The 22,441-nt window shown below is 34.2% G+C and carries 9 protein-coding genes; 7 read left to right on the top strand and 2 right to left on the bottom strand.

All coding sequences use genetic code 11. The features are described 5' to 3' along the window. The first annotated feature begins 1,006 nt into the window (after positions 1 to 1,006). The gene (locus ACP6PM_RS15285; protein ID WP_426586015.1) at positions 1,007 to 1,843 is read left to right on the top strand and encodes an NF038130 family PEP-CTERM protein; all 837 of its coding nucleotides are present in this window, start codon (positions 1,007 to 1,009) and stop codon (positions 1,841 to 1,843) included. Positions 1,844 to 2,782: 939 nt separating this feature from the next. Here ACP6PM_RS15285 and ACP6PM_RS15280 read toward each other — a convergent pair. Next, positions 2,783 to 3,160: a hypothetical protein gene (locus ACP6PM_RS15280; protein ID WP_426586013.1), complete on the bottom strand. Its 378-nt coding sequence runs from the start codon at positions 3,158 to 3,160 to the stop codon at positions 2,783 to 2,785. Positions 3,161 to 3,544: 384 nt separating this feature from the next. Between ACP6PM_RS15280 and ACP6PM_RS15275 the strand changes: the two genes are divergently transcribed. Continuing rightward, a complete protein-coding gene (locus tag ACP6PM_RS15275) occupies positions 3,545 to 4,306 on the top strand; it encodes an HpsJ family protein (protein WP_426586011.1) in 762 nt (253 codons plus the stop codon). A 584-nt stretch (positions 4,307 to 4,890) separates the two neighbouring features. On the opposite strand, the gene ACP6PM_RS15270 is transcribed toward ACP6PM_RS15275, so the two are convergent. After that, a complete protein-coding gene (locus tag ACP6PM_RS15270) occupies positions 4,891 to 9,048 on the bottom strand; it encodes a response regulator (RefSeq protein WP_426586009.1) in 4,158 nt (1,385 codons plus the stop codon). Between the two features lie 287 nt (positions 9,049 to 9,335). Between ACP6PM_RS15270 and ACP6PM_RS15265 the strand changes: the two genes are divergently transcribed. The 5 genes from ACP6PM_RS15265 to ACP6PM_RS15245 all read left to right on the top strand — a co-directional run bounded on the left by ACP6PM_RS15265 (position 9,336) and on the right by ACP6PM_RS15245 (position 21,782). After that, positions 9,336 to 10,988, top strand: coding sequence for a sensor histidine kinase (locus ACP6PM_RS15265; RefSeq protein ID WP_426586007.1), 1,653 nt, complete (start codon positions 9,336 to 9,338; stop codon positions 10,986 to 10,988). Between the two features lie 1,116 nt (positions 10,989 to 12,104). Continuing rightward, complete coding sequence (locus ACP6PM_RS15260) at positions 12,105 to 12,254, top strand: hypothetical protein (protein ID WP_426586005.1); 150 nt, start codon at positions 12,105 to 12,107, stop codon at positions 12,252 to 12,254. Between the two features lie 205 nt (positions 12,255 to 12,459). After that, entirely contained in the window at positions 12,460 to 15,057 is a 2,598-nt protein-coding gene (locus ACP6PM_RS15255) for a PAS domain S-box protein (RefSeq protein WP_426586003.1), read from the top strand. A 567-nt stretch (positions 15,058 to 15,624) separates the two neighbouring features. Then, entirely contained in the window at positions 15,625 to 18,690 is a 3,066-nt protein-coding gene (locus tag ACP6PM_RS15250; protein WP_426586001.1) for a UPF0182 family protein, read from the top strand. 1,154 nt (positions 18,691 to 19,844) lie between these two features. After that, positions 19,845 to 21,782, top strand: coding sequence for a bifunctional serine/threonine-protein kinase/formylglycine-generating enzyme family protein (locus ACP6PM_RS15245; protein WP_426585999.1), 1,938 nt, complete (start codon positions 19,845 to 19,847; stop codon positions 21,780 to 21,782). Positions 21,783 to 22,441: the final 659 nt, after the last annotated feature.

Below are 22,441 nucleotides of genomic sequence, written 5' to 3'. Positions count from 1 at the left end.
GATGAACCCACCCCTATGGGTGAATTTTTGTCATAAATAATTGTGTAATTGATGGATGTTGGGTGTAGGTTGATGAAAAATTGTAGGGGCAGGTTCTGCCATGAATTTTGATGACAATAATTGAATTAACTAAACCTGCCCGAAAACCATGAATCGGGGGTGGGTTTATTTGATTTATTATTGAATATTTGATGCAACGGATGAACCCACCCCTATGGGTGAATTTTTGTCATAAATAATTGTGTAATTGATGGTGCTTGGGGGGTCTGTTGATGAAAAATTGTAGGGGCAGGTTCTGCTATTGATTTTGATACTAATAATTGAATTAACTAAACCTGCCCCAAAACTATTAATCGGGGTGGGTTTATTTTATTTCTTACTTCTTGTGATAATTCTATGAATTAACCCACCCCTACGGTTCAATAATGAATAATGAATAATGAATAATGAATAATTACCTCTCCTTGAAAACGGATAGGATTGACTAATCATGAAAATTTTTATTTATTATCCCCTATCCAAGGGGAGGCTTTAAACCAAAATTTTTCGGTAAAATTTTGGGATAAATAATTTTGCAATTAATACTGATAATTGAATTAACTCAACCTACCTATACCTGATAATACTGAGGATTAATTTCTTTGATTAATAATTATTCCGTGTAATTACATAAGTGATTACAACGTTTTTTAAAGGGGGTAAAACTTCACTAAAACTTTATATAAAACTATAGACATTTGATTTTAAACCTGCTTATAATAGGTTTAAGCGAAAAGGAAAAAGCTTAAATGACTGGCAAACAATATAAAACCTAACTACAGGTGCATTGTTAAACAAAAGACCTAATCAAAATCATAAGTATCGGTGATTTGAAACACACATAATATCTTATTACTTATGTTTTGATGATTTTAATAGATAAATTTCCATTTAACCAGTTGTTTATAAGTTTTTTAGCCTAGCTAACTTTTACAAGACACAAATCAAAATTAAGGAAACAAAAATCATGGCAGGATTAGTAAAGAAATTTTTAGCAAGTGCTTCTGTTGTTGCTGGTATGAGTGCAGTTTTCGGAGCTCCGGCAATGGCTGCTACTTTTAGCCCTATAGGTACAGATTTGATATTGCGCGAACAAGTAGGTACTGGTTTTCAAGTAACTAACGACTTGACTCAGTTGGATTCAATTTTACAAGGAGATAGCTCTAATCCTGGTGGTAATGTAGAGTTCGGTAGTAGCGATACAGGTGGTAACCCACTTGCTGGAGTTCAAAATATTCAGGGAACTGCCAGATTTACCAATGTGACTGAGGATATTTACAACAATGTTACTTGGCAACAAACTGTTGGTTCGCAATGGTTTTCTGATGCCTGGGCACAAACTGCTCTTGCAGGCAATACTTTTGTGAGAAACTTTGCTTATGGTACGTTTATAAGCAATGGGGGATTTGATCTGATTAGCGATCCCAACATCTCTTACATAAACGAAGTTGGTGACGACGTTGTAGTTGGTTTAGCAGGTCACTTCAACTTAGCAGATAGATTCAGAAACGTAAACTCAACTTTAGCAACCTTCTTAGAAGGTGTGCAAATGAGTGAAATTTTTGCATACGACATTGATGGAGTTACTGGTTTCGGTTGGGCTACAGAAACTACTAATGAAGAAGCTTTCTCAATTACTGACAGTGATGGGTTCTCTTACAATGGTAACTATGAAGTTACTCTAGAAGAATTCGGTGGTATTTTATCTGAACCTCCTGCTTCTACACCCGAGCCTTCTACATTATTAGGTCTAATGGCTATTGGTGGTTTGGTTGCTGCTACTAAGCGTAAGTCTGCAAAGTAAAATTAGAATAGCTTCTCTGTTTTTGTTAGTGAGTATAAAAGTCTGGAATAGGGAGTCGATGAGGCTCCCTTATTTTTTTGTGATGTTGTAAAACCTAGGAGCGGGTTCCGTATTAAATTAATGGGATTCAATATTTAATCAGATAAACCCGCTCCCCAATCATACAATGGTTTCAGCATTACCCGCCCAATAATGTAGGGGCGGGTTTTGATAACTATATTACTAATTTCCAGACTTTGGGTTAGGAGCCGTGTAAAAATAACCTGAACAGTTTTTTTAATGGCAGCTAGATTTCACAATCTATTTCAGATAAAATTTGTACAACTTATTTTTACATGATGCCTTAAACCAGCCCCTACTGAGCAATAAAATCAAAAAAAATAGGAGCCAGAATATATCAAACATTCTGACTCCTAAGTTTTAATTTTTCCCAATCAAAACCCTTTTTTACCGAAAAATTTTGGTTTAAAGCCTCCCCTTGGATAGGGGATAATAAATAAAAATTTTCATGATTAGTCAATCCTATCCGTTTTCAAGGAGGGGTAATAATGAATAATTAATAATTAATTATTCATTATTGAAAGGTAGTTTTTCAGTTCCTATTTATAACGGGGCGGGTCTTGAAAAGTTATCGCTAATTTCCAGACTTTGAGTTAAACCCACCCCCACTGCACAATAAAATCAGAACTTATGCATTTTTGAGTTCTAAACACTACATATTTATGGTGTTGCTGAATCAAGGGATGAAACTTTTGGGAATAGGTAAATCCCATCTTTTACTTCCTCTTTCTCCAAAACTACAATTCATCCCACAAATATGCAACGCCCCAATCAAAACTTCTGACTTCCGCGTAGCAGTACTAGGAGCCAGAATATATCAAACATTCTGACTCCTGACTCTTAAATTCTTTCGTTTGAAGGAAGTTGTTTACTCTGCTTTTATTTTAATGGGCAAGTGCCAGTTGTACAACTGTCATATGCACTGAAACCTCCTTTTTCAATAACACATTCTGCTCCAGCTTGTATACTCATACTCCCACCTGCAGTAGCAGCTCCACTACACTCGACTAATCCCCACGCACCTATTTGATTTTGCACACACATTAGATCGGCGGTACAACCTCCAAGGGTTACAGATGTATATTCGTTTAGCTCTGTATCTAAACCTAAACTTGCATCACCATAAGAACTTTCATTTGATAGTAACACCATTCCAAGGTCATCTATAGGAACATCAACAACTTCTGCCATACTAGGTACTGCAGCAGATAAAGTTAAAAAAGCTGTAGAAGCGATCGCTGTAAGTAATTTTTTCATGGATATATACCTGTAAATACTGAACAAAAATTATTGATTATCAGAACTTAGATATTTCGGAGCTAATAAGTATTTTTTTAATACTCTCAGTTTCCTAAATAACTAGGTTGCTTTAATAACTATAAACTCTAAGTTATTTGAACAAGAGAAAAAGCATTGGTAGGTTTTTAATTTTAGCTAATCCATACTCTTGTTTAATTACATTTCTATCGTAACTACAAAAAACAGGATAGTCAATTAGAGTAAATACGCAAATTTTTTGTAAAGATAATATGAAGATAGGATTATATGGTAGAAATGATATCTAAATAGATATAGACAGAGTATTAACTGTGGGCAATTTTTGCTCCAACTAGATTGACGTACATATTATAAATCTCAACCATGAAAGGAACTAATATCAGTCAAGTACCAGTCCAGGCAGTTAGATTTATGAAACTAGCTGGAATTATCTTGGTACTGTTTACCATTATCAATTATTTTTTGCTTCTATTCACTATCAAGATAGGAGATACAGACTGGAGTCTCAATTTCACGACCACAATAGTAGAAGAGGGTATTGTACCAATTTTAGGAATAGCCTTAATGTTTTGTGCTTATGGCTTTGAAGAAATTCTAGGTTTAGCTCCACCACAACCTAAACTTAAGTGGGATAGCTTAAAATTTTGGGTTTATTTATTATCTTTCTTTTTCGGTATCATATTTTTGCTAATTATTCCTCTGCATATTAGTAATGCTGTAGCAGTAAGTAATGAAGCAGTGGAAATAGCAAATCAAACTGCTAAAGAAGAAAAAGAAACATTAGCAGAACGTTTAGATGAGCAACAAAATGTAATAGGGGATATGCTCCGAAATAATCAGAAATTAGAGTCATTTACCAGAAAAAGACAATTGAGCGAAGAACAAATAGCTAATTTAGAAAAATTTAAAAGTAATCCTAATACTTTTAAAGTAAAAGTAGAAGAAGTTCGCGAAACTCTAACAAAACAAATAGAAAGGAAACAACAGCGAGAAATACAAAAATCACAACTATCAACGTTTCATTCTAGTATCAAAATAGGTTTAACCAGCTTATTGCTAGCAAGTTGTTATTTAACTATTGGTTGGAGTGGGTTTAAAGGCAATAAACCGAGAAGAGTTCGGTGAATAAATATTGTGAAATTAATGGTGATGGGGGATAGGTTTATTATTATTTATTGTTAGGTATGTAATTGAACGGATAAACCCACCCCTACGGGTTGATTTTTTTGATGAAAAATTGTCGGTGCATTTTGTCATTAATATTGTAGGGGCAGGCTCCATCATTGATTTTGATGTTAATAATTGAATTAACTAAACCTGCCCCCAACTCATGAATAAATATGGTGGAATTAATAGTTATGGGGGTGGGTTTATTATTATTTATTGTTGGGTATGTAATTAAACGGATAAACCTACCCCTACCGGGTTAATTAATTAATATTGTAGGGGCAGGTTCCATCATTGATTTTGATATTGATAATTGAATTAACTAAACCTGCCCCCAACCCATGAATATCCCACAAACGGATAAATAAATATGGTGGAATTAATGGTGATGGGGGGTGGGTTTATTATTATTTATTGTTGGCTATCTAATTTAATGAATTAACCCGTAAGGGTGGGTTAATTCTTGGGATTATATTGATTGTTGTGGCATTTCGTGATTAATATTAATATTGCAACATTTTAGGTGTGTCACACCAATACTATTATTTCTGCCGCTCTAATTTCAAAGCATTAATAACTTTTTCATACTCAATTTTCACCTCAGCAAAAATCTCTATTGCTTCTCCTGGAGTAGAATTTCCCGACTCATAAGCTAAACGAGCTAACACTTCTAATTCCTGACAAACTTTATAAAGATTCATCGCCCCTAAAGTACCACTAATAGACTTCAAAGAATGAGCAGCATTCTTAAGTATTAATGGGTTAGCTTGATTAATAGCAATATGAATATTCTCTAGCAGTTCGGGAGAAGTATCCAAATAAATTTCTATTACTTCATCTAGAGCTTCCACTTCCCTCAAACTTTCTATTACCTTACTCTCAAGAATAGTCTTTTCACTAGAAATATTATTATTATTTTCCTCAGTTTGTGTAAAAGTATTTGATTGTGGAAAATTCAGTTTTTCTTTCCCCTCAAAGACCAGAGGTTTACATTTACTCAAAGCTTCAATAAGCTGCTCCATTTGTATAGGTTTACTAATATAATCATCCATTCCCGCAGCTATACATTCCTCGCGATCGCCCTGCATTGCATTAGCAGTCATAGCAATAATTCGAGGTCTTTTTTGAGAAGCTTTTTCAGGATATTCTGTGGGATTTTCGTATTCTTGCCGAATGCGACGAGATGCTTCGAGACCATCCATCAAAGGCATTTGTACATCCATCAAAACTACATCATAAGGCAAACCAAATACAGCTTCTATAACTTCTAAACCATTACTAGCAACATCAGCACGATATCCCATCCGTTGTAAAATTTGCAAAGCTACTTTTTGATTAACTAAATGGTCATCAGCTAATAATATTCGTAATGGTAATTCTTCTGCCAATAAAGGAATTGCCTCAGCATTCCATTTACTATTATTTGTGACTCTAACTTGAATACCTTGACCAGAAAAAATATTTAGTAAGATTTCATAAAGCTGAGATTGTTTGACAGGTTTATTAATAACTGCTGCAAATAATTGTTGAGAAAGATTAATTTCTTGCTTACCTAAAGAGGAGAGAAGTACCAAAGGTAAATCTTGATAAATTTGATTTTGGCGAATTTTTGTAGCTAAAGTCAAACCATCAATTTCTGGCATTTGCATATCTACAATTGCTACATCAAACTTATTCTCTGTCGCCATTAATTCTAAAGCATGATTAGCATTTTCAGCAGTACTGACTATCATCCCCCAAGATTCAGTTTGTTTCAATAAAATTTTTCTATTCGTACTATTATCATCAACAATTAGTATTCTTTTATCTACTAAATTATGCTGACTACCATCTAAATAATTAGTTTCAATTAATTTATCCTTAACGGTCTGAATACTACATTTATTGACTATCGTAAAATAGAAAGTTGAACCAAATTTTTCATTTGTATTAGCCAACTTTTCATCTAAAGTAGATAACCTATAGCCTATTGGGGGAATTCCGCCAATTACACCCATACTCTCAACCCACATCTGACCACCCATCATTTCAGCTAATCTTTTACTAATAACTAATCCTAAACCTGTACCCCCATATTCTCGACTTGTAGAAGAATCAACTTGACTAAAAGACTTAAATAAACGATTCATACGACTAGCAGGAATGCCAATACCTGTATCTTTAACTGAAAATTGTATTTCATACACAGGCCAAATATCACAAGTATTAGATTCAGAAATATTTTTTGCTGCTAAATTTTGTAAATTTTCCTGTGTTTCTAGCCTTCTTCCACTAACAGAAACTAATACCTCACCATGAGAAGTAAATTTCACAGCATTGCTCAAAAGATTCACTAAAATTTGACGTACCCTAGTAATATCTCCGATAATCATAGTAGGAGTTTCTGGGTCAATAAAATAGGCAAGCTCTAATCCTTGCTCAGAAGCTTTTGCTGCTAATAAATCAATCGATTCTTCCAGACAAGTTTGTAAATCAAAAGGATGTTCTTCTAAGTCTAATTTTTCTGATTCTATTTTGGAGAAATCAAGTATATCGTTAATCAGTGATAGTAAAGCATCACCACTACTCCGAATAGTCTCAACAAAATCTTTTTGGTCTGATTTTAGAGGAGTATCTAATAGTAGACCAGTCATACCAATAACTGCATTCATTGGAGTTCTAATTTCATGGCTCATAGTTGCTAGAAATTCACTTTTAGCTCTAGTAGCAGCTAGTGCTTCATCTCTAGCTTTTTCTAGATCCCGTGCTGTTTTTTGACGCTCTAATTCTCCACCTATCCACTGAGCCATTAGTTTTAATAATTCTTTATCTACAGCTTTAAAAGGTTCGCTGAGAGCTTGAGGACTCCAGAAATTAAGAGTACCGTAAACTGAACCTCCTAACATAATTGGCGCTCCCATATATGCTTCGATGGGAAAAACCATATCTATGGTGTTATAAAAACCCGAATACTTGATAGATTCAAAACATATTGTTTCTTCTCCTATGGCTGCAAAAATAAAAGTTTTTTCTAAGTCGAATTTTTGTCCTGGAGAAATAGAATTATCGGGACTTTTAGCGGCGACAATAGTATATTGATTATCCTCAACTCGAGATAATACTCCTATTTCTAAACCAAACTTTTCACACCCCATTTCTAATAATTGTTGGAGGCGATGATTAAAACAAGAACTCAGACAATTATCTGGATTTTTATGTTGATAAGGAGTGGAAGTTATTTGATATAGTCTCCGAATAGCTGCTTCACTTTCTTGCAATTCTTCTTCTCTTTGTTTACGGTCAGAAATGTCACGAGAAACTGCAATAATTTCTTGTACTTTCCCAGTTTCAGGATGACGAATTGTCCGAGCAGTAGTTTCAAACCAAATGTATCTACCATCTTGATGAAGGATACGATAGGTAAGAGTATAAGTTACTGGTTTTTTGAGAATAGTATAATAAGCCTTAGCAAGTAGTCTAGTATCTTCAGGTGCAAAAAATTGTTCGGGATGAGTATGCACAAGTTCCGATGGAGAATATCCCATGAGAGTGCGACAAGCAGGTGATACATGAAGGAAAACGCCATCCCAAGAGTGACGAGAAATCATATCAGTGGAGTTTTCTGCCATTAGTCGATAGCGCTCTTCACTGTCTTGATAGTCAAATTGAGAATTTTCTAAAGCTTTTAGCATTTTATTCATAGTCTGCGCCAAGCTAGACAACTCATCATTCCCTGGCATTGATACACGGGTTGAAAGGTCTCCACTGGAGGCTATTTTCTTTACTACTTTACTGAATTGCGAAACGCGGGAGACGACCAATTTTTCTATAACTGCAATTGTCAGTACACAAAAAACGAAACCTACTATTACCCATGAAAGAATAAAGTAACCCCAGAGCGATCGACCGTGGTGGTGAATTATTCGATCTATTTCTACTTGTAAAATTAGAGCAGGTTGATTATAGATATCTTTGATAATTGTGTAGCCAGCTATTTTATTAGCGCTCAGGGGTTGTACGACTATTTCTGAAGTTTTCAGTTGCTGATTAGTTTGTAGGGAAAGGGAATTATTTTCCCACCGACTCAAAGTTAGTGATAATTTTGTAGATTCAGCTAACGTGGCTATTGTTGTATTATCTAAGTAACGTCCAACAATTAAAGTATCTTTGCTCAAACCCTCTTTTTCATTGGTAATAGAAGTAGCAGCAATTAGAAGAGGTGCTTCTGGTAAAACAATAATACCTGTTTTGGGAAAATAATTTTCCTGCTCTAGATTTTGAACTAAAAGTAAATGTTTTTCTAAACTTTCAGGTATTAGTATTTCTGTTTGTTTATCTCGATCAAATCCTTGACTAAATAAAATTTCTCCTTGAGAATTCAATCGTAATATTAAGTTAAGTTTTTGATTAATAAAAAAGTTTTTAACTAAATTGAAATTAATCAATTTCTCTATAGCTAAGTTAACATCAGGTTCTACTTTATTCTTATTAGCAAATTTTTTTGATAATAACAATATTGTATCCTGTTTGACTATGGCAGATAAATTGGACAACTGCTCATCTAGTTCATGTAATCCTCTCGCAACATCTAGACGAACATAATCTGCCTCCAAATCTTGGAAGTCATAAAGCAACATCATTGATGCTGTGGTACACAAGACCACTATAAGACTAGCGATCGCTGTACTAATAATAATTAGTGTCTTTTGACGAAGTTTCATCGGGTCGTTCCCTATTGCTCCTATTCAGCAACCAGCCACCCATTTTTATTACTCTTGTTGGAGTATAAAAATTGTGAATTGGGAATTTGCTTTTTTCTGACAGCTATTACCCTAGGCATGATTGTCTATAAAAATTTTCCTGGCATCAAATAGTTTCCTAATTACAGCCTAGCAATTTAGAACAACAGAAGGTATTAATCTCTAAATAATTATCAGGGTTTTCTCAGGATAGATAGCTAAATTAATAGCAATTATAATTCGAGTATTTTGTAGCAACAAAGAGTTAAATGAAGTTTCTACTTAAATGGCCAAAGAATTGGAAATTCGGACAATTTAATGATTCATCATCTTTACAAACACGTCTCACAGTCGGTATTGCAGTATTTTCAGTATTAGGACTAGGCAGTGTAGCTTTGTGGACAAGTTGGAAGATGCAGCAATTATTGGTAGTCAGTCATAAGCATAACATTGAGCAGATGGCTCAACGTTTTCCTAAAGATGTTGAAATGTATAGCAAAATGTGGTACTCAGAAAAAAGTTTACAGAAAGCCATTGATAATTTAACAAGGGCCAATGTATTTCTTTGGGTTAAGAGTCAGGATGGAAATATTTTGGCTGAATCACAAAATTTCCGCAACGATACTGACCACTTCATTTTAAAGTCTCTAGCTGAGATGCCACCCAAATCTTTAATATATCCGATTAATGGACGTGATTTTGTTTTCTGTGGCGGTCCATTAATAGTTAATGGAATGAATATTGGTAAACTTTATGTTGCTTTGGACATTACCCGCGACCAAAAGATGTTAGTGACTATGGTAATGACTCTGAGTGTAGCTAGTATATTAGCAATAATGGGAGTAACAGTAGCTATTACTATTTATATTCAACGTTCTCTCATACCTCTACGTCAAATTAGTCAATTTGCTGATAATGTTAATGCGGATCGTTTGGCTCAAGCAAGGGTTTCTTTGGAACAAGCTCCTAGTGAAGTAAAGGAGTTAGCAAGAACTTTGGATACTATGTTAGGTCGATTGTCTGATTCTTGGGAGCAGCAAAGGCAATTTGTGAGTAATGTTTCTCATGAGTTAAGAACTCCTTTAACTATTGTTTCTGGGTATCTCCAAAGTCTTCTGAGACGAGGTAATAATTTAACTGAGACTCAGAAGGAGGCAATTGTGGTTGCTTCTGGGGAAGCACAACGGACGATTGAGTTATTGAAAGATTTGCTGGACTTAGCTAGAGCAGATAATGGCCAAATTCACTTTCATTTGGAATTGGTAGTGCTGAATAATTTGGTGGCGGAGGTAGTGGAAATGGCAAAGCAGTGTAGCGATCGAGAAATTATTCTGAGATTGGAGAATGGGGGTAATATTGTTAATCAAGAAAAAGTATCTAGTTTCAGTAAAAATGAAGTTTTGACAGGAACAAATAATTTAGTTTCTTTTGATTTCGAAAACTCTAATAAATTATCCTCAGAGATTAATTTAGATGATAATTATCTGGGTACTGGGTTAAGTTTAAAATCAAAAAATATTCCTCAAATTAAGCAAGGCTATGTTGCTCAATCTAGAAATTTATCGTTAATTGAAGTAATAGTAGATCGTAATCGTCTTAAGCAGGTTTTACTCAATTTAATTGACAATGCTGTTAAATATTCTGACCAACATTCTCCTGTGATATTAAATGTGTATCAACAAAGTGGTGAAGCAATAATTCAGGTTTCTGACCAAGGTAAAGGTATTCCTTTGTCCCAACAAGCTAAGATTTTTGAACGTTTTTATCGAGGTGATGAAGCTAGAAATCGTTCTGGTAGTGGAGCTGGTTTGGGTTTGTCTATTGTCAAAACTTTAGTAGAAGGAATGGGAGGAAATATTCAGGTTTATTCTAAGTTAGATCAAGGGAGTGTATTTACAGTTAAATTCCAACTAAAAAAATAGCTTTTTTTTCAATGTTAGTATTAATTAATCTCAGCTCCATTTGCAGAATTACTATTGATAAGTAGTAGGAGATAAATCAACATTTCTGTTTTGTGTTAAGAAATGTAAAAAGATAAGTAATTTTTATGTCATAGATCTCAAGGTTAGAAACTCGCCATTTAAAACTGTAGGTGCTCTAAGCCTTTTCCAGTAATACTTTCAGTCTTGAAAGGAAATCGTTTTTCATAAGAACTTTGTACTATCCAGTAAAGTACCTGTGCAAAATTAATTTGACCTTATTTAAGGCAGTAGAGTGTAGGGTGTAGGAGAAAAAATATACTTGTATACTTTATAAGTAGATCAAAAATAATTTGGCCTACCTAGTTAATTTAAGCACCCAATATACAATTCATTCTGCTTGACTACTTATAGCAATTCTAAGAAACTGAATGGTAAGCATTCAGCCGTTAGCTAGCCTCCTTTCCTATGGAATGCTGCGCAAACGGAGGAACTACGTTAACAGCGGTCAGCTATAAGTTATTAACTTAAGTAGGTAGGCAAAAAAGTTATAAAATGCTATAGACGCGCATCTGAGGAAAACTTAAATTTTACAGCACAGAGCGTTTTATATTTAATTATGCCTAGCTAATTATTATCTTACTCATATGAAGGAGAAATTAGTCTCCAAGGAGAATTAAAAGTTACGACTAAAGTATACTTCTTTAACCATATAAGAAATTTTCATTCATGCATCTGATTGCTGACCGCGAGCTAGCTGAATCCTTACACTGAATGTATCATTCATTAATGGATAATGGATAATGGATAATTACTTCTCCCTTTTAGGGAGAGGATTGACGCGGTAGGGAAAAAATTTATTTCTCGAGGGGAGATTGGATATGGCGCACTTCGAAGCAGCTCTGTCAAGAGCGGGAAACCTCGCCATCCCATCCTACTCATGCTCCGAAACGACCGCTTTTTCCCCTTTATTGGGGAGGCTAACAAAGCTGAATTATTTAATTATTTAATTATTTAATTATTTAATTATTTAATTATTAATTCTTCGGTAAATCTAAAAGGAGTAGGAAATAGGGGGGAAAGCAAGAATACACAATTCTTGGCTACCAGAAAATAGTATTGGCAATACAACTAGATTTAAAAATTGAAACAAAACTAAGAGGAAGAGCAATTGCTCTAGATGCAGGAATTAAATATTTTTTGGCTGATAGTAATGGCAATACTGTTGAAAATCTTCACTTCTATATAAAGTTTGAAAAGTACTTATAGAGCAAATTGTCATTAAGTATAAGAAGTACAGACGATGCAGATATTGTAAATTTCACATCTTCTTTTATATTTTTTCATATACTTTTCTTTATCTGTTCCCTGCTCTGTGCTGAATTTGCAAGCTAATGTAGAATATTTGACTACCATAAAATTAAATATTAATCAGTTTTGGGCACAAAATTAAAATATATTAAATATTTTACTGATGGGATTTTTTATTACAGATAGTTTAGGTAATATTGTTGAAATTAATCAAAAAGCAAAGCAGATTTTTGGCTGGCTAGATCGGGAAAGTGAGTCACTCAAAGCTACAAAATTAAACTGGAAAATTATTAGAAATGATGGCACAGATATGCCAAAAAATGAGTATGCTTGGGTTGTTGCCTCCAGAGAAAAACGCAGTGTTGAAAATTTAGAAATGGGAGTAATAAAAGATTGCCAAGAAGTTATTTGGCTAAGTGTAACATCTACTCCTATATCAAGTTTCACTGATAGAATTTTCACAGCTTATGTGGATATAACAAAATGGAAAAAAGTTGAAAAAAAATTACAAAATTCAGAGATAAAGTACCGTGCATTAATGCAAGATGCTGGTGAAGCAATTTTAATTGCCAATTTACAGGGTAAGATTATAGAAGCTAATTATAAAGCTACAGAAATATTGGGTTATCAGAGAGAAGAGCTTGTGCAAATGCACACCAACCAAATTCATCCACCAGAAGCACAGCAAAAATTAATAACAGAAATACTTGAAACAGCAAAAAAAGGTAAAAAATTCATCCCAAATATTTTGGCTTTAAGAAAAGATGGGAATTGGGTTTGGGTGAATATTATCTATAAAATTATTCAGTTAGATCGAGATGAAAAATTGTATCAAGTAATTTTACAAGATATTACTCCCTATGTAATAGCTGAAGTAGCATTGAGAGATAGTGAAGAACGATTTCGTGCTATTTTTGAACAATCTGTACTGGGAATATTTTTGGCTACTTTATCAGGAAAAATTTTCCGCATTAACCAATCATTTACAGATATTTTAGGTTATAGTGATGCTGACTTATCAAATTTTAATTTTGTGGATCTTATTGAGCTTGAGCAACGACAAGCTTATGAGATTAATTTACGATCTATTATTGCTGGAAAAATACTAAATTTTGCAACTGAAAATCGTTTAATTCACCAAAATAGTAGGTTTATTTGGTCATCTTTAACTCTATCTTTAATCAAAATTTCTGAAGAAAAAAAATACTTAATTGGCTTGATTGAAAATATTAGTCAACGTAAACAAATAGAATTGGATTTGAAAAAAAGTGAAGAACGTTGGCAATTGGCATTGCGTGGTAATAATGATGGAATATGGGATTGTAATCTTCAAACTAATGAATGTTTTTATTCAGCCCGTTGCCAAGAAATTTTAGGTTATACAGAAATTGATATTTTTCATCACCTAGATAATTGGAAAAGTCGTATCCATCCTGATGATATTAATTTGGTAACAGAGTCAATTCAACAACATCTTGCTCGGCAAAAACCCTACTTTATTGCTGAGTATCGTATTCGGTGTAAAGATAATACATATAAATGGATTTTAGATAGGGGTCAAGCACTTTGGGATGAAGCAGGAAACCCATTGCGAATAGTTGGTTCCCATACTGATATTACAGAACGTAAACAGACAGAAGAATACTTACGCAGACAGACTCAACAAGAACAATTAATTCGTAAGATAATAGAGCGAATTTGTCAGTCTTTAAACTTATCAGAAATTCTACAAAATACTGTAGATGAAGTGCGGAATATTTTACAGGTAGAGGGAGTAATTATTCAACGGAAAATCTCAGATAAATCTGTTATTGTTGTAGCAGAATCTTTAGCTGTGGGTAAACCCTCAATGTTAGATTGGGAAATTAATGATTATATAATTACGACTCAGGAATTTAGACAAGAAAAAAAAACTGAGCAAGTCATAGTAATAAAAGATATGGAAAAATCCAATGTGTTAGATTTTTTTCAGATTAAAGATTGCCTAATAATGCCAATTTTTATCCAAAAATCAACAATTAATAATAGTCAAAAAACAAGTTTATTTACAAAGGAGCCATCTACTTCTGACCACCCACTTTGGGGAATATTAGTTGCTCATGATTTTAGTAATCAACGACAGTGGCAAGAATGGGAAATAAATTTACTAGAACAATTAAGAATCCAGTTAGAAATTGCTATTCAACAATCAAAACTTTATCAGGAACTACAAAATACTAATAAAAAATTATATAAACTTGCTACATTAGATGGGTTAACTCAAATAGCTAATCGACGTTACTTTAACGAATATTTAGAGCAGGAATGGTTACGAATGGCACGAGAGAAAAAACCATTGTCGTTAATTATGTGCGATATAGACTTCTTTAAAAAATATAATGATACCTATGGACATCAAAAAGGTGATGAATGTCTTCAGCGAGTAGCAAAGACTATCTCGGAATTAGTAAAACGTCCTGCGGATTTAGTAGCTCGTTATGGTGGGGAAGAATTTGCTGTTATTTTGCCTAATACTCATTTGGAAGGAGCAATTTATATTGCCAAAATAATTCGTCAAGAAGTATGTAACTTACAAATTCCCCATCAGGAGGCACTAATATATAAACAAGTTACTATGAGCTTAGGAGTATCTACTATTATACCATTTCTCGAAGCGACTTATCAAAGTCTAATTGCCGCAGCAGATCAAGCACTTTATCAAGCAAAAGAAAAAGGAAGAAATCAGGTAATTCCCTATGTTGGTGATATAATTATTTGTTAATATAATCTCCTTTGAACATAAATATTTATAATATAGCAGTTCCCATATTGGTGAGGTACAAAATTCGTTGGTTTTAGGGAGTAGGGAGTAGGGAATAGGGAATATAAAAGAAGAAAAACAACTGTACCTCAGTAACTTGAGACACCCTATACCAATTTGATAAAATATTGCAGAGGGTTATGGAGTAAGGAACAGGGAATAAGCAATAGGGAAAGAAAAGTATATGAAAAAATTTAAAAAAAATTTTTAATTATTTGAAATAATACAATATCTGCAAGAGCTCAAGTGTTGGATTTTAAGCATAAACAACTTATTAATACCAGTTTCAAAAAATAATGCTACATTGATTTTTTTTGTAGTTAGGTAAGACTTGGATTTGGCTATATAGGAAAATTAAATAAATAGCAAGTTTTTTCCCTATTCTCTATTCCCTTTTTGACTGTAACGACATTTTTAAAATTTGGTATAAGATGTAATTAATTGTGCTTTAATTTAGTGAAATGGTAGGCACTATAGTAATCCCAAATAAGTCAATAAATTAGCCATATTTCACAACAATTATCAATTATGAAAATCAATATTTTTTATAAACTAAAAGTTAGGTTTTTCAAATCATTAGGAAAACTTAAATCAATACATATATTAACAATATTTATCAGCTTATTTGGATTGTGGGTAGTCTTTGACTTATCAACCAATATATTGGCTGAATTTTTATGGTTTCAAGAACTGAATTATTTGCCTGTCTTAATAAGTAAATTGCAAACAGAAACTTTAATTTGGATAATTACTTTTTTAATTACAGCAGGCTTTTTTTTAGCAAATCTGAAATTAGCCAGTATATTTAAATATCCAAAAAAACAAGTTCGGATAACTCAAGTATCTGAAGAAATGATGCTAATTCCTCCAGTTACTATGCCGTCAAGTAAATTGCGTATTGAACCGTCACTAGGACTAGGCTGGTTATTATGTTTTATATTAGGATTAATTCTATTAGTAGGATTAATTTTAACTCATTATATAGAAGTATTTACAAATTACTGGCATCCTGATTTCACAGTTGCTAAGGTATCCCCACAAATCCCATCAGAATTTAGCATAGAATCAATTTGGAAAATACTCACGTCAATACCATCTAACTGGTGGTTCTTAGGATTATTTATTCTGTTATCTCTTGCTGTGATTATTAATCCTATATTCTGGCTAAGTCTATTTGCTATAGTCCTCAGTTTAATTTTTAGCTTTATTCTTTCCAGCCATTGGGGAAATATATTACAGCTATTGAATGCTACTCCCTTTAATAAAAATGAAGATTTATTTCAGATAAATATCAGCTTTTATGTTTTTCAACTTCCCGTTTTACAACTATTAAAATTTTGGTTAATCGGATTATTTTTATATGGACTAGCTGCCTGCACAATTATATATTTATTGTCAGGTAAAAGTTTAAGTAAAGGGAATTTTTATCAATTTTCTCAAGAACAACAACGACATCTTCATACTTTAGGTGGAGGTTTTATATTAACCGTAGCATTTAGTTACTTTCTGGCTTGTTTTGAATTGCTTTACTCTCGACGCGGTGTAATCTATGGTGCTAGTTATACCGATGTAAAAGTTCAGTTTCCTGTCTATATCTTTTTGGCAGTTTTGGCATTATTAATTGCATTTTTTCTATTTTCGCAAGCAATTTTTTCAGTCAAAACTATTCAGCCTTATATTGAAGCAAGTCTGTGGTTTATCCGTTTAGGTCGTAAGAGGAAAAGAAAGAAAAAAGTTAGCGCAAAATTATTTGCTAATAGCTATTCATTAAGAGCTATCTTGACATGGTATTTAACAATAGCAGTAGTAGCTAGTTGGCTTATACCAGAAATTGTACAAATAGCAATCGTACAACCTAATGAGATAGAACGAGAAATTCCTTATATTAAACGTAGTATTAAATTTACAAAAGAAGCTTATGTTGACGTAGATAAATTAGAAGTAAAACTTTTTGACCCAGATAATAAACTTACCTATACTGACTTAATCAATAATAAATTAATTATTGATAATATTCGCCTTTGGGATACAAGACCAATTTTACAAACAAATCGGCAATTACAACAAATTCGACCCTACTATGAATTTATAAATGCCGATATTGACCGTTATACATTTCTGAAAAAATTTTCAGAAAGAACAAAAGATAACTCTACTGAAAAACAACAAGTAATTATAGCTGCTAGAGAACTAAATTATGAATCTGTACCTAAACCAGCACAGACTTGGGTGAACAAACATTTAGTCTATACTCATGGTTATGGTTTTACTATTTCTCCAGTTAATCAAGTTGAAAATAGTGGATTGCCAGAATATTTTGTTAAAAATATTGGACCCGATCCAACTATTGAAAAGAATAGCACTTTAGAAGTATTAGACAGAATTAGATACAGCATTCCTATCGGTAAACCGAGAATTTATTATGGAGAACTTACTAATACTAATGTCATTACTTCCACCGCAGAAAAAGATAGAGAATTAGATTATCCTAGTGGAGAAGCAAACTCCTATAATACTTATGATGGAACTGGAGGAATTGTTATTGGTAAAGGGTGGCAAAGATGGATATTTGCTAAATATTTGAAAAACTGGAGAATGTTATTAACTAATAAATTTACACCCCAAACAAAACTCTTATATCGTCGCAATATTAATGCTAGAGTCCGAGCGATCGCTCCATTTCTACGTTATGACAATGACCCTTATTTAGTCGTAGCTAATCCTAACTTTAGCAAGGAAAATATTACTCAAACAAATCCTAATTATCTCTATTGGATTATCGATGCTTACACTACAACTAATCACTACCCTTATTCTGACCCAGAAAATAATGAATTTAATTATATTCGTAACTCAGTAAAAGTTGTAATTGATGCTTATAATGGTTCGGTCAAGTTCTATGTAGCTGACCCAAAAGACCCTATTATTAGAACCTGGAAAAAAGTATTTCCAGATATGTTTAATTCTATAGCAGAAATGCCAAAAAGTCTTCGTACTCATATCCGCTATCCACTAGATTTATTTCAAGTACAATCTGAAGTATTGGCAACCTATCACATGGATGACCCTCGTGTATTTTATAATCGAGAAGACTTGTGGCGGGTGCCGATTGAAATTTATGGTAGTCAACAACAAAAAGTTGAACCTTATTATCTAATCACAAAATTACCAGAAGAAACTTTAGAAGAATTTATTTTACTTCTGCCTTATACTCCAGCAAGTCGTAATAATTTAATTGCTTGGTTGGCAGCTAGATCGGATGGGGAAAATTATGGGAAGTTACTGTTATATCAATTCCCTAAAGAACGATTAATATATGGTCCTGAACAAATTGAAGCTTTAATTAATCAAAACCCAGAAATATCACAGCAAATTTCTCTTTGGAATCGTGAAGGTTCAAAAGCAATTCAAGGAAATTTATTAGTAATTCCAATTAATAAATCTCTGCTTTATGTTGAACCTATTTATTTAGAAGCAGAGCAAAATAGTTTGCCAACTTTAACAAGAGTAATTGTTTCTTATGAAAATAAAATTGTAATGAAACCTACTCTTGATGAAGCACTTCGAGAAGTTTTTCAAGAAAATAGGGAGTAGGGAGTAGGGAGTAGGAAGCAAGGGGGAAGATAGGGAGAAGTTAAATTTCTATGTAAACTAATAACTAATAACTAATAACTAATAACTTAATATAGCAATCCTAAGTAGGTAGGTGGGAAAATTTACAAGTACGTCATTGCGACTGGAACGGAGTGGAAGGAAGCAATCTCAAAGGTTTGGACTGCATAAACATTTCGTTACATAGTGAGGTTTATTCGCGCCTACCTACTTAAATAGGTTGTAATATTCGATCGTAGGGGTTTGGTCTCCAAACCTAAAGGCATAAGGGATTTGGAAACCAAACCCCTACAGTTTTTTTCACAAACCATTTCATATTGCTATAACGGATAACTGAAAAAAGGGGGTTGACAAAAGAATTTGACATGGTATTATACTTATAATGGAAAAGGTGCGCTCATATATATTCAAACGAATGAAGCCAAAAAAAAGACATTTTCCTAACTCAACAGCAAAATCAAATTACACACCTAGGAAAAATTTGGTAAACAATAAGGTAGGCAGATGTAGCATAAGCATCTTGCCTGTAACAGATTTAGATCGCTGAAACGAAATTTGTAGTTAGTAGCATAGGCATCTTGCTTGTAAAGAACAGACCTATATCACTGAAACGAAATCTGCTGTAAAAGAGGGAACAGGGAACAGGGAACAGGGAACAGGGGGGAGTAATTGATAATTTATGGATAATAATTAATTTGATTTTTCATTTTTGGATAAGTCTAATGGCGATTGTCTAACTCCTAATTAAAAAGCATTTTATATTTTACGCTCTTGAAAATTCATAGCTTGATTCACCAACACCTTACCTATTCTGTAATTGAGCTAAAAGAAATTTTTTTCTTCTCTTGGTCAATTGGATATGATTAGGTAACCCATCCATCCCTAAACCGCTTTTTCTCCATGAATGGAGAGGCTTTATACCTTAATTATTCGGTAAAAGTTAGAAGTTAAAAGCTAAATATGCAAACTAATAACTGAAAAAGCTGATAACTGAAAAAAGGGGATTGACAAAAAAACTTGACATGGTATTATATTTATAATGGATAAGGTGCGCTCAGATATACTCAAATAAATTTGGTCAAAAAACCACATTTTCCTGGTAGGAGGAAATCTGATAACTGATAACTGAAAAAGTGATGCAGTCTGGAAAAATCCTGAGAAACCACTACAAAATTATTGACTCTCTTGGAAGTGGAGGATTCGGAGATACCTACTTAGCTGAAGATTTAGATTTACCAGGAAATCCGAAATGCGTAGTCAAACACCTCAAACCTAAAGTTCCAGACCCAGGAGTTTTGAAAATTGCTCAAAAGTTGTTTGAGAGAGAAGCAAATACTTTATACAAATTAGGGCAAGACTCAGACCAAATACCAAAATTATTTGCCCACTTCCAAGAAGGAACAGAATTTTACCTAGTACAAGAATATATAGAAGGGCAAGATATAAGTAGAGAACTTACGTCTGGGAAAAAATTAAGCGAGTCTTACACCATTGCCCTACTCAAAGGAATCTTATCAGCATTAGAAACAGCTCACCAAAAGAATATAATTCACCGAGACATCAAACCAGAAAACTTGATGCGCCGTAAGTCAGATAAAAAAATAGTATTGATAGACTTTGGCGCCGTAAAAGAAATAAGTGTATTAACCACAGCTAACCAAAAAGGAACAACTACTTTTACTGTAGCAGTTGGAACGCCAGGATATATGCCAAGCGAACAAGGTATCGGCGACCCCAAACTGAGTAGCGATATATATGCAGTGGCAATGGTAGGAATAAAAGCGCTGACTGGTAAAAACCCAAAAGATTTACCAAGAGACCCAAAGACGCGAAATGTTATCTGGCGAAACGAAGCACAAGTAAGTAACCGCCTGGCAAATATATTAGATAGGATGGTACATGAATATTTTCCACTGCGTTATGAAAATGCGACGGAAGTATTAGAAGCATTAAATATTCCAACTCCACCACAACCAACACCACAACCAACACAACCACCTACTCAAACAAAAACAGTAGTAGCCAAACCTCAACCCCAACCCCAACCCCATAAAACTAGAAGACAAATATTAATATTAGGAGGTTTAGCAGGAAGTGCGTTTGTCACAGCAATATTAAGTAGAGGTTTTGGGAATAAACCATCTCCAGAAATAATTTCTCCTCCCCAACCAATACCAGAAACAACACCAGAAAATATTTCTCCTCCCCAACCAACTCCAGCACCTCCCCCTCCACCACAACCTGAATTTCCCATTCAGACATTTACCACGGTAAAAGTTAACCGCACAGGAGAAATAATAAGTCGCACCCCTGGTCAAGCAGAAGTAATGACAGAAAACTTCAACGGAGTCTCCCTAGAAATGGTAAAAATTCCCCCAGGTAGATTTCTCATGGGGTCTCCAGAAACAGAAGCAGAAAGATGGAATAGTGAAGGTCCGCAACATAATGTAGATGTGCCAGAATTTTTCATGGGAAAGTATCCAGTCACTCAAGCACAATGGGAAGCAGTGATGGGAAATAATCCTTCTAGGTTTAAAGGAGCAAACCGTCCTGTAGAAAAAGTAAGTTGGAACGACGCGACAGAATTTTGTCAGAAACTCTCAGAAATAACGGGTAAAAAATATAGTTTACCTAGCGAGAGTCAGTGGGAATATGCTTGTCGAGCAGGAACAACCACGCCATTTTATTTTGGTGAAACTATAACGTCTGAGTTAGTTAACTATGATGGGAATTATCCTTACGGCGATGCACCGAAAGGAATATATCGTGAAAAAACAACAGATGTAGGAATTTTTCCACCCAATCCTTTTGGTTTGTACGATATGCACGGGAATGTCTGGGAATGGTGTGCTGATAATTGGCATGATAATTATGAAGGTGCTCCAACAGATGGAAGTGCTTGGGAAACTGGAGGTGATAGTAATAGAAGACTGCTCCGTGGCGGTAGCTGGGTCAACTATTCTTGGTTTTGCCGTTGCGCCAGGCGTTACAACTACTTTGCCGACTTCTTCTACATCTTTTGGGGTTTTCGGATTGTCTCGTCTATCTCGGTCGTTTATGTCTCTCGTTCCTAGGATTCTTCCCCTTTATTCTTTTCCTCTTTTCCCTCTTTTTCTTTTCTCTGTTCCCTCCCGCGAATTAATCCGTATATCCGTGCCATAATCCCTGTGAGCAGGAGTCTTGGCAAGACAAGGATTTTGCCAGGGATGCACGGATGGATGTCGGGATGATTATATGACCAGAAAATTAGGTCTCAAGTTTCCCGTTTTAAGGGGATAAAAAGCGGTCGTTTGCGGAGCATTCCGTCAGGATGGGATGGCGAGGAAACCTCGCCATAAATCGACCAAGAGAAAAGAAAATTCAGTATTTCAAGCCTCCCTATTCCATTGAGGTACTGATAACTGATAACTGAAATGACCTAACCCCCCAACCCCCTTCCCTGCAAGGGAAGGGGGAGCAAGAATTTCTCCTCTCTCCTCGTAGGAGAGGGGTTGGGGGAGATGTCTCATTCTGTGGAGCTACCAAAAAAATCGGCGCGGAAAGGATTTTTCCCTTGCATCGGCAAAAAAATCATGGTACTATGTAAATGTTGGGGGTTGCTTGTACCTAGACATGACTATTTATTCAACTAAAAAAATATATTAATTGACACTTATGAAATATTGCCCGGCGACGGATTGCTCAATCCATTTCAGAGTCTAAATTTAAGCAGTCTAAGACACCCTACTGAACT

The organism is Dapis brunnea BLCC-M229 (assembly GCF_050015995.1).
Classification (GTDB): domain Bacteria; phylum Cyanobacteriota; class Cyanobacteriia; order Cyanobacteriales; family Microcoleaceae; genus Trichodesmium.
This window is presented reverse-complemented; position numbering and strand designations above follow the sequence as displayed.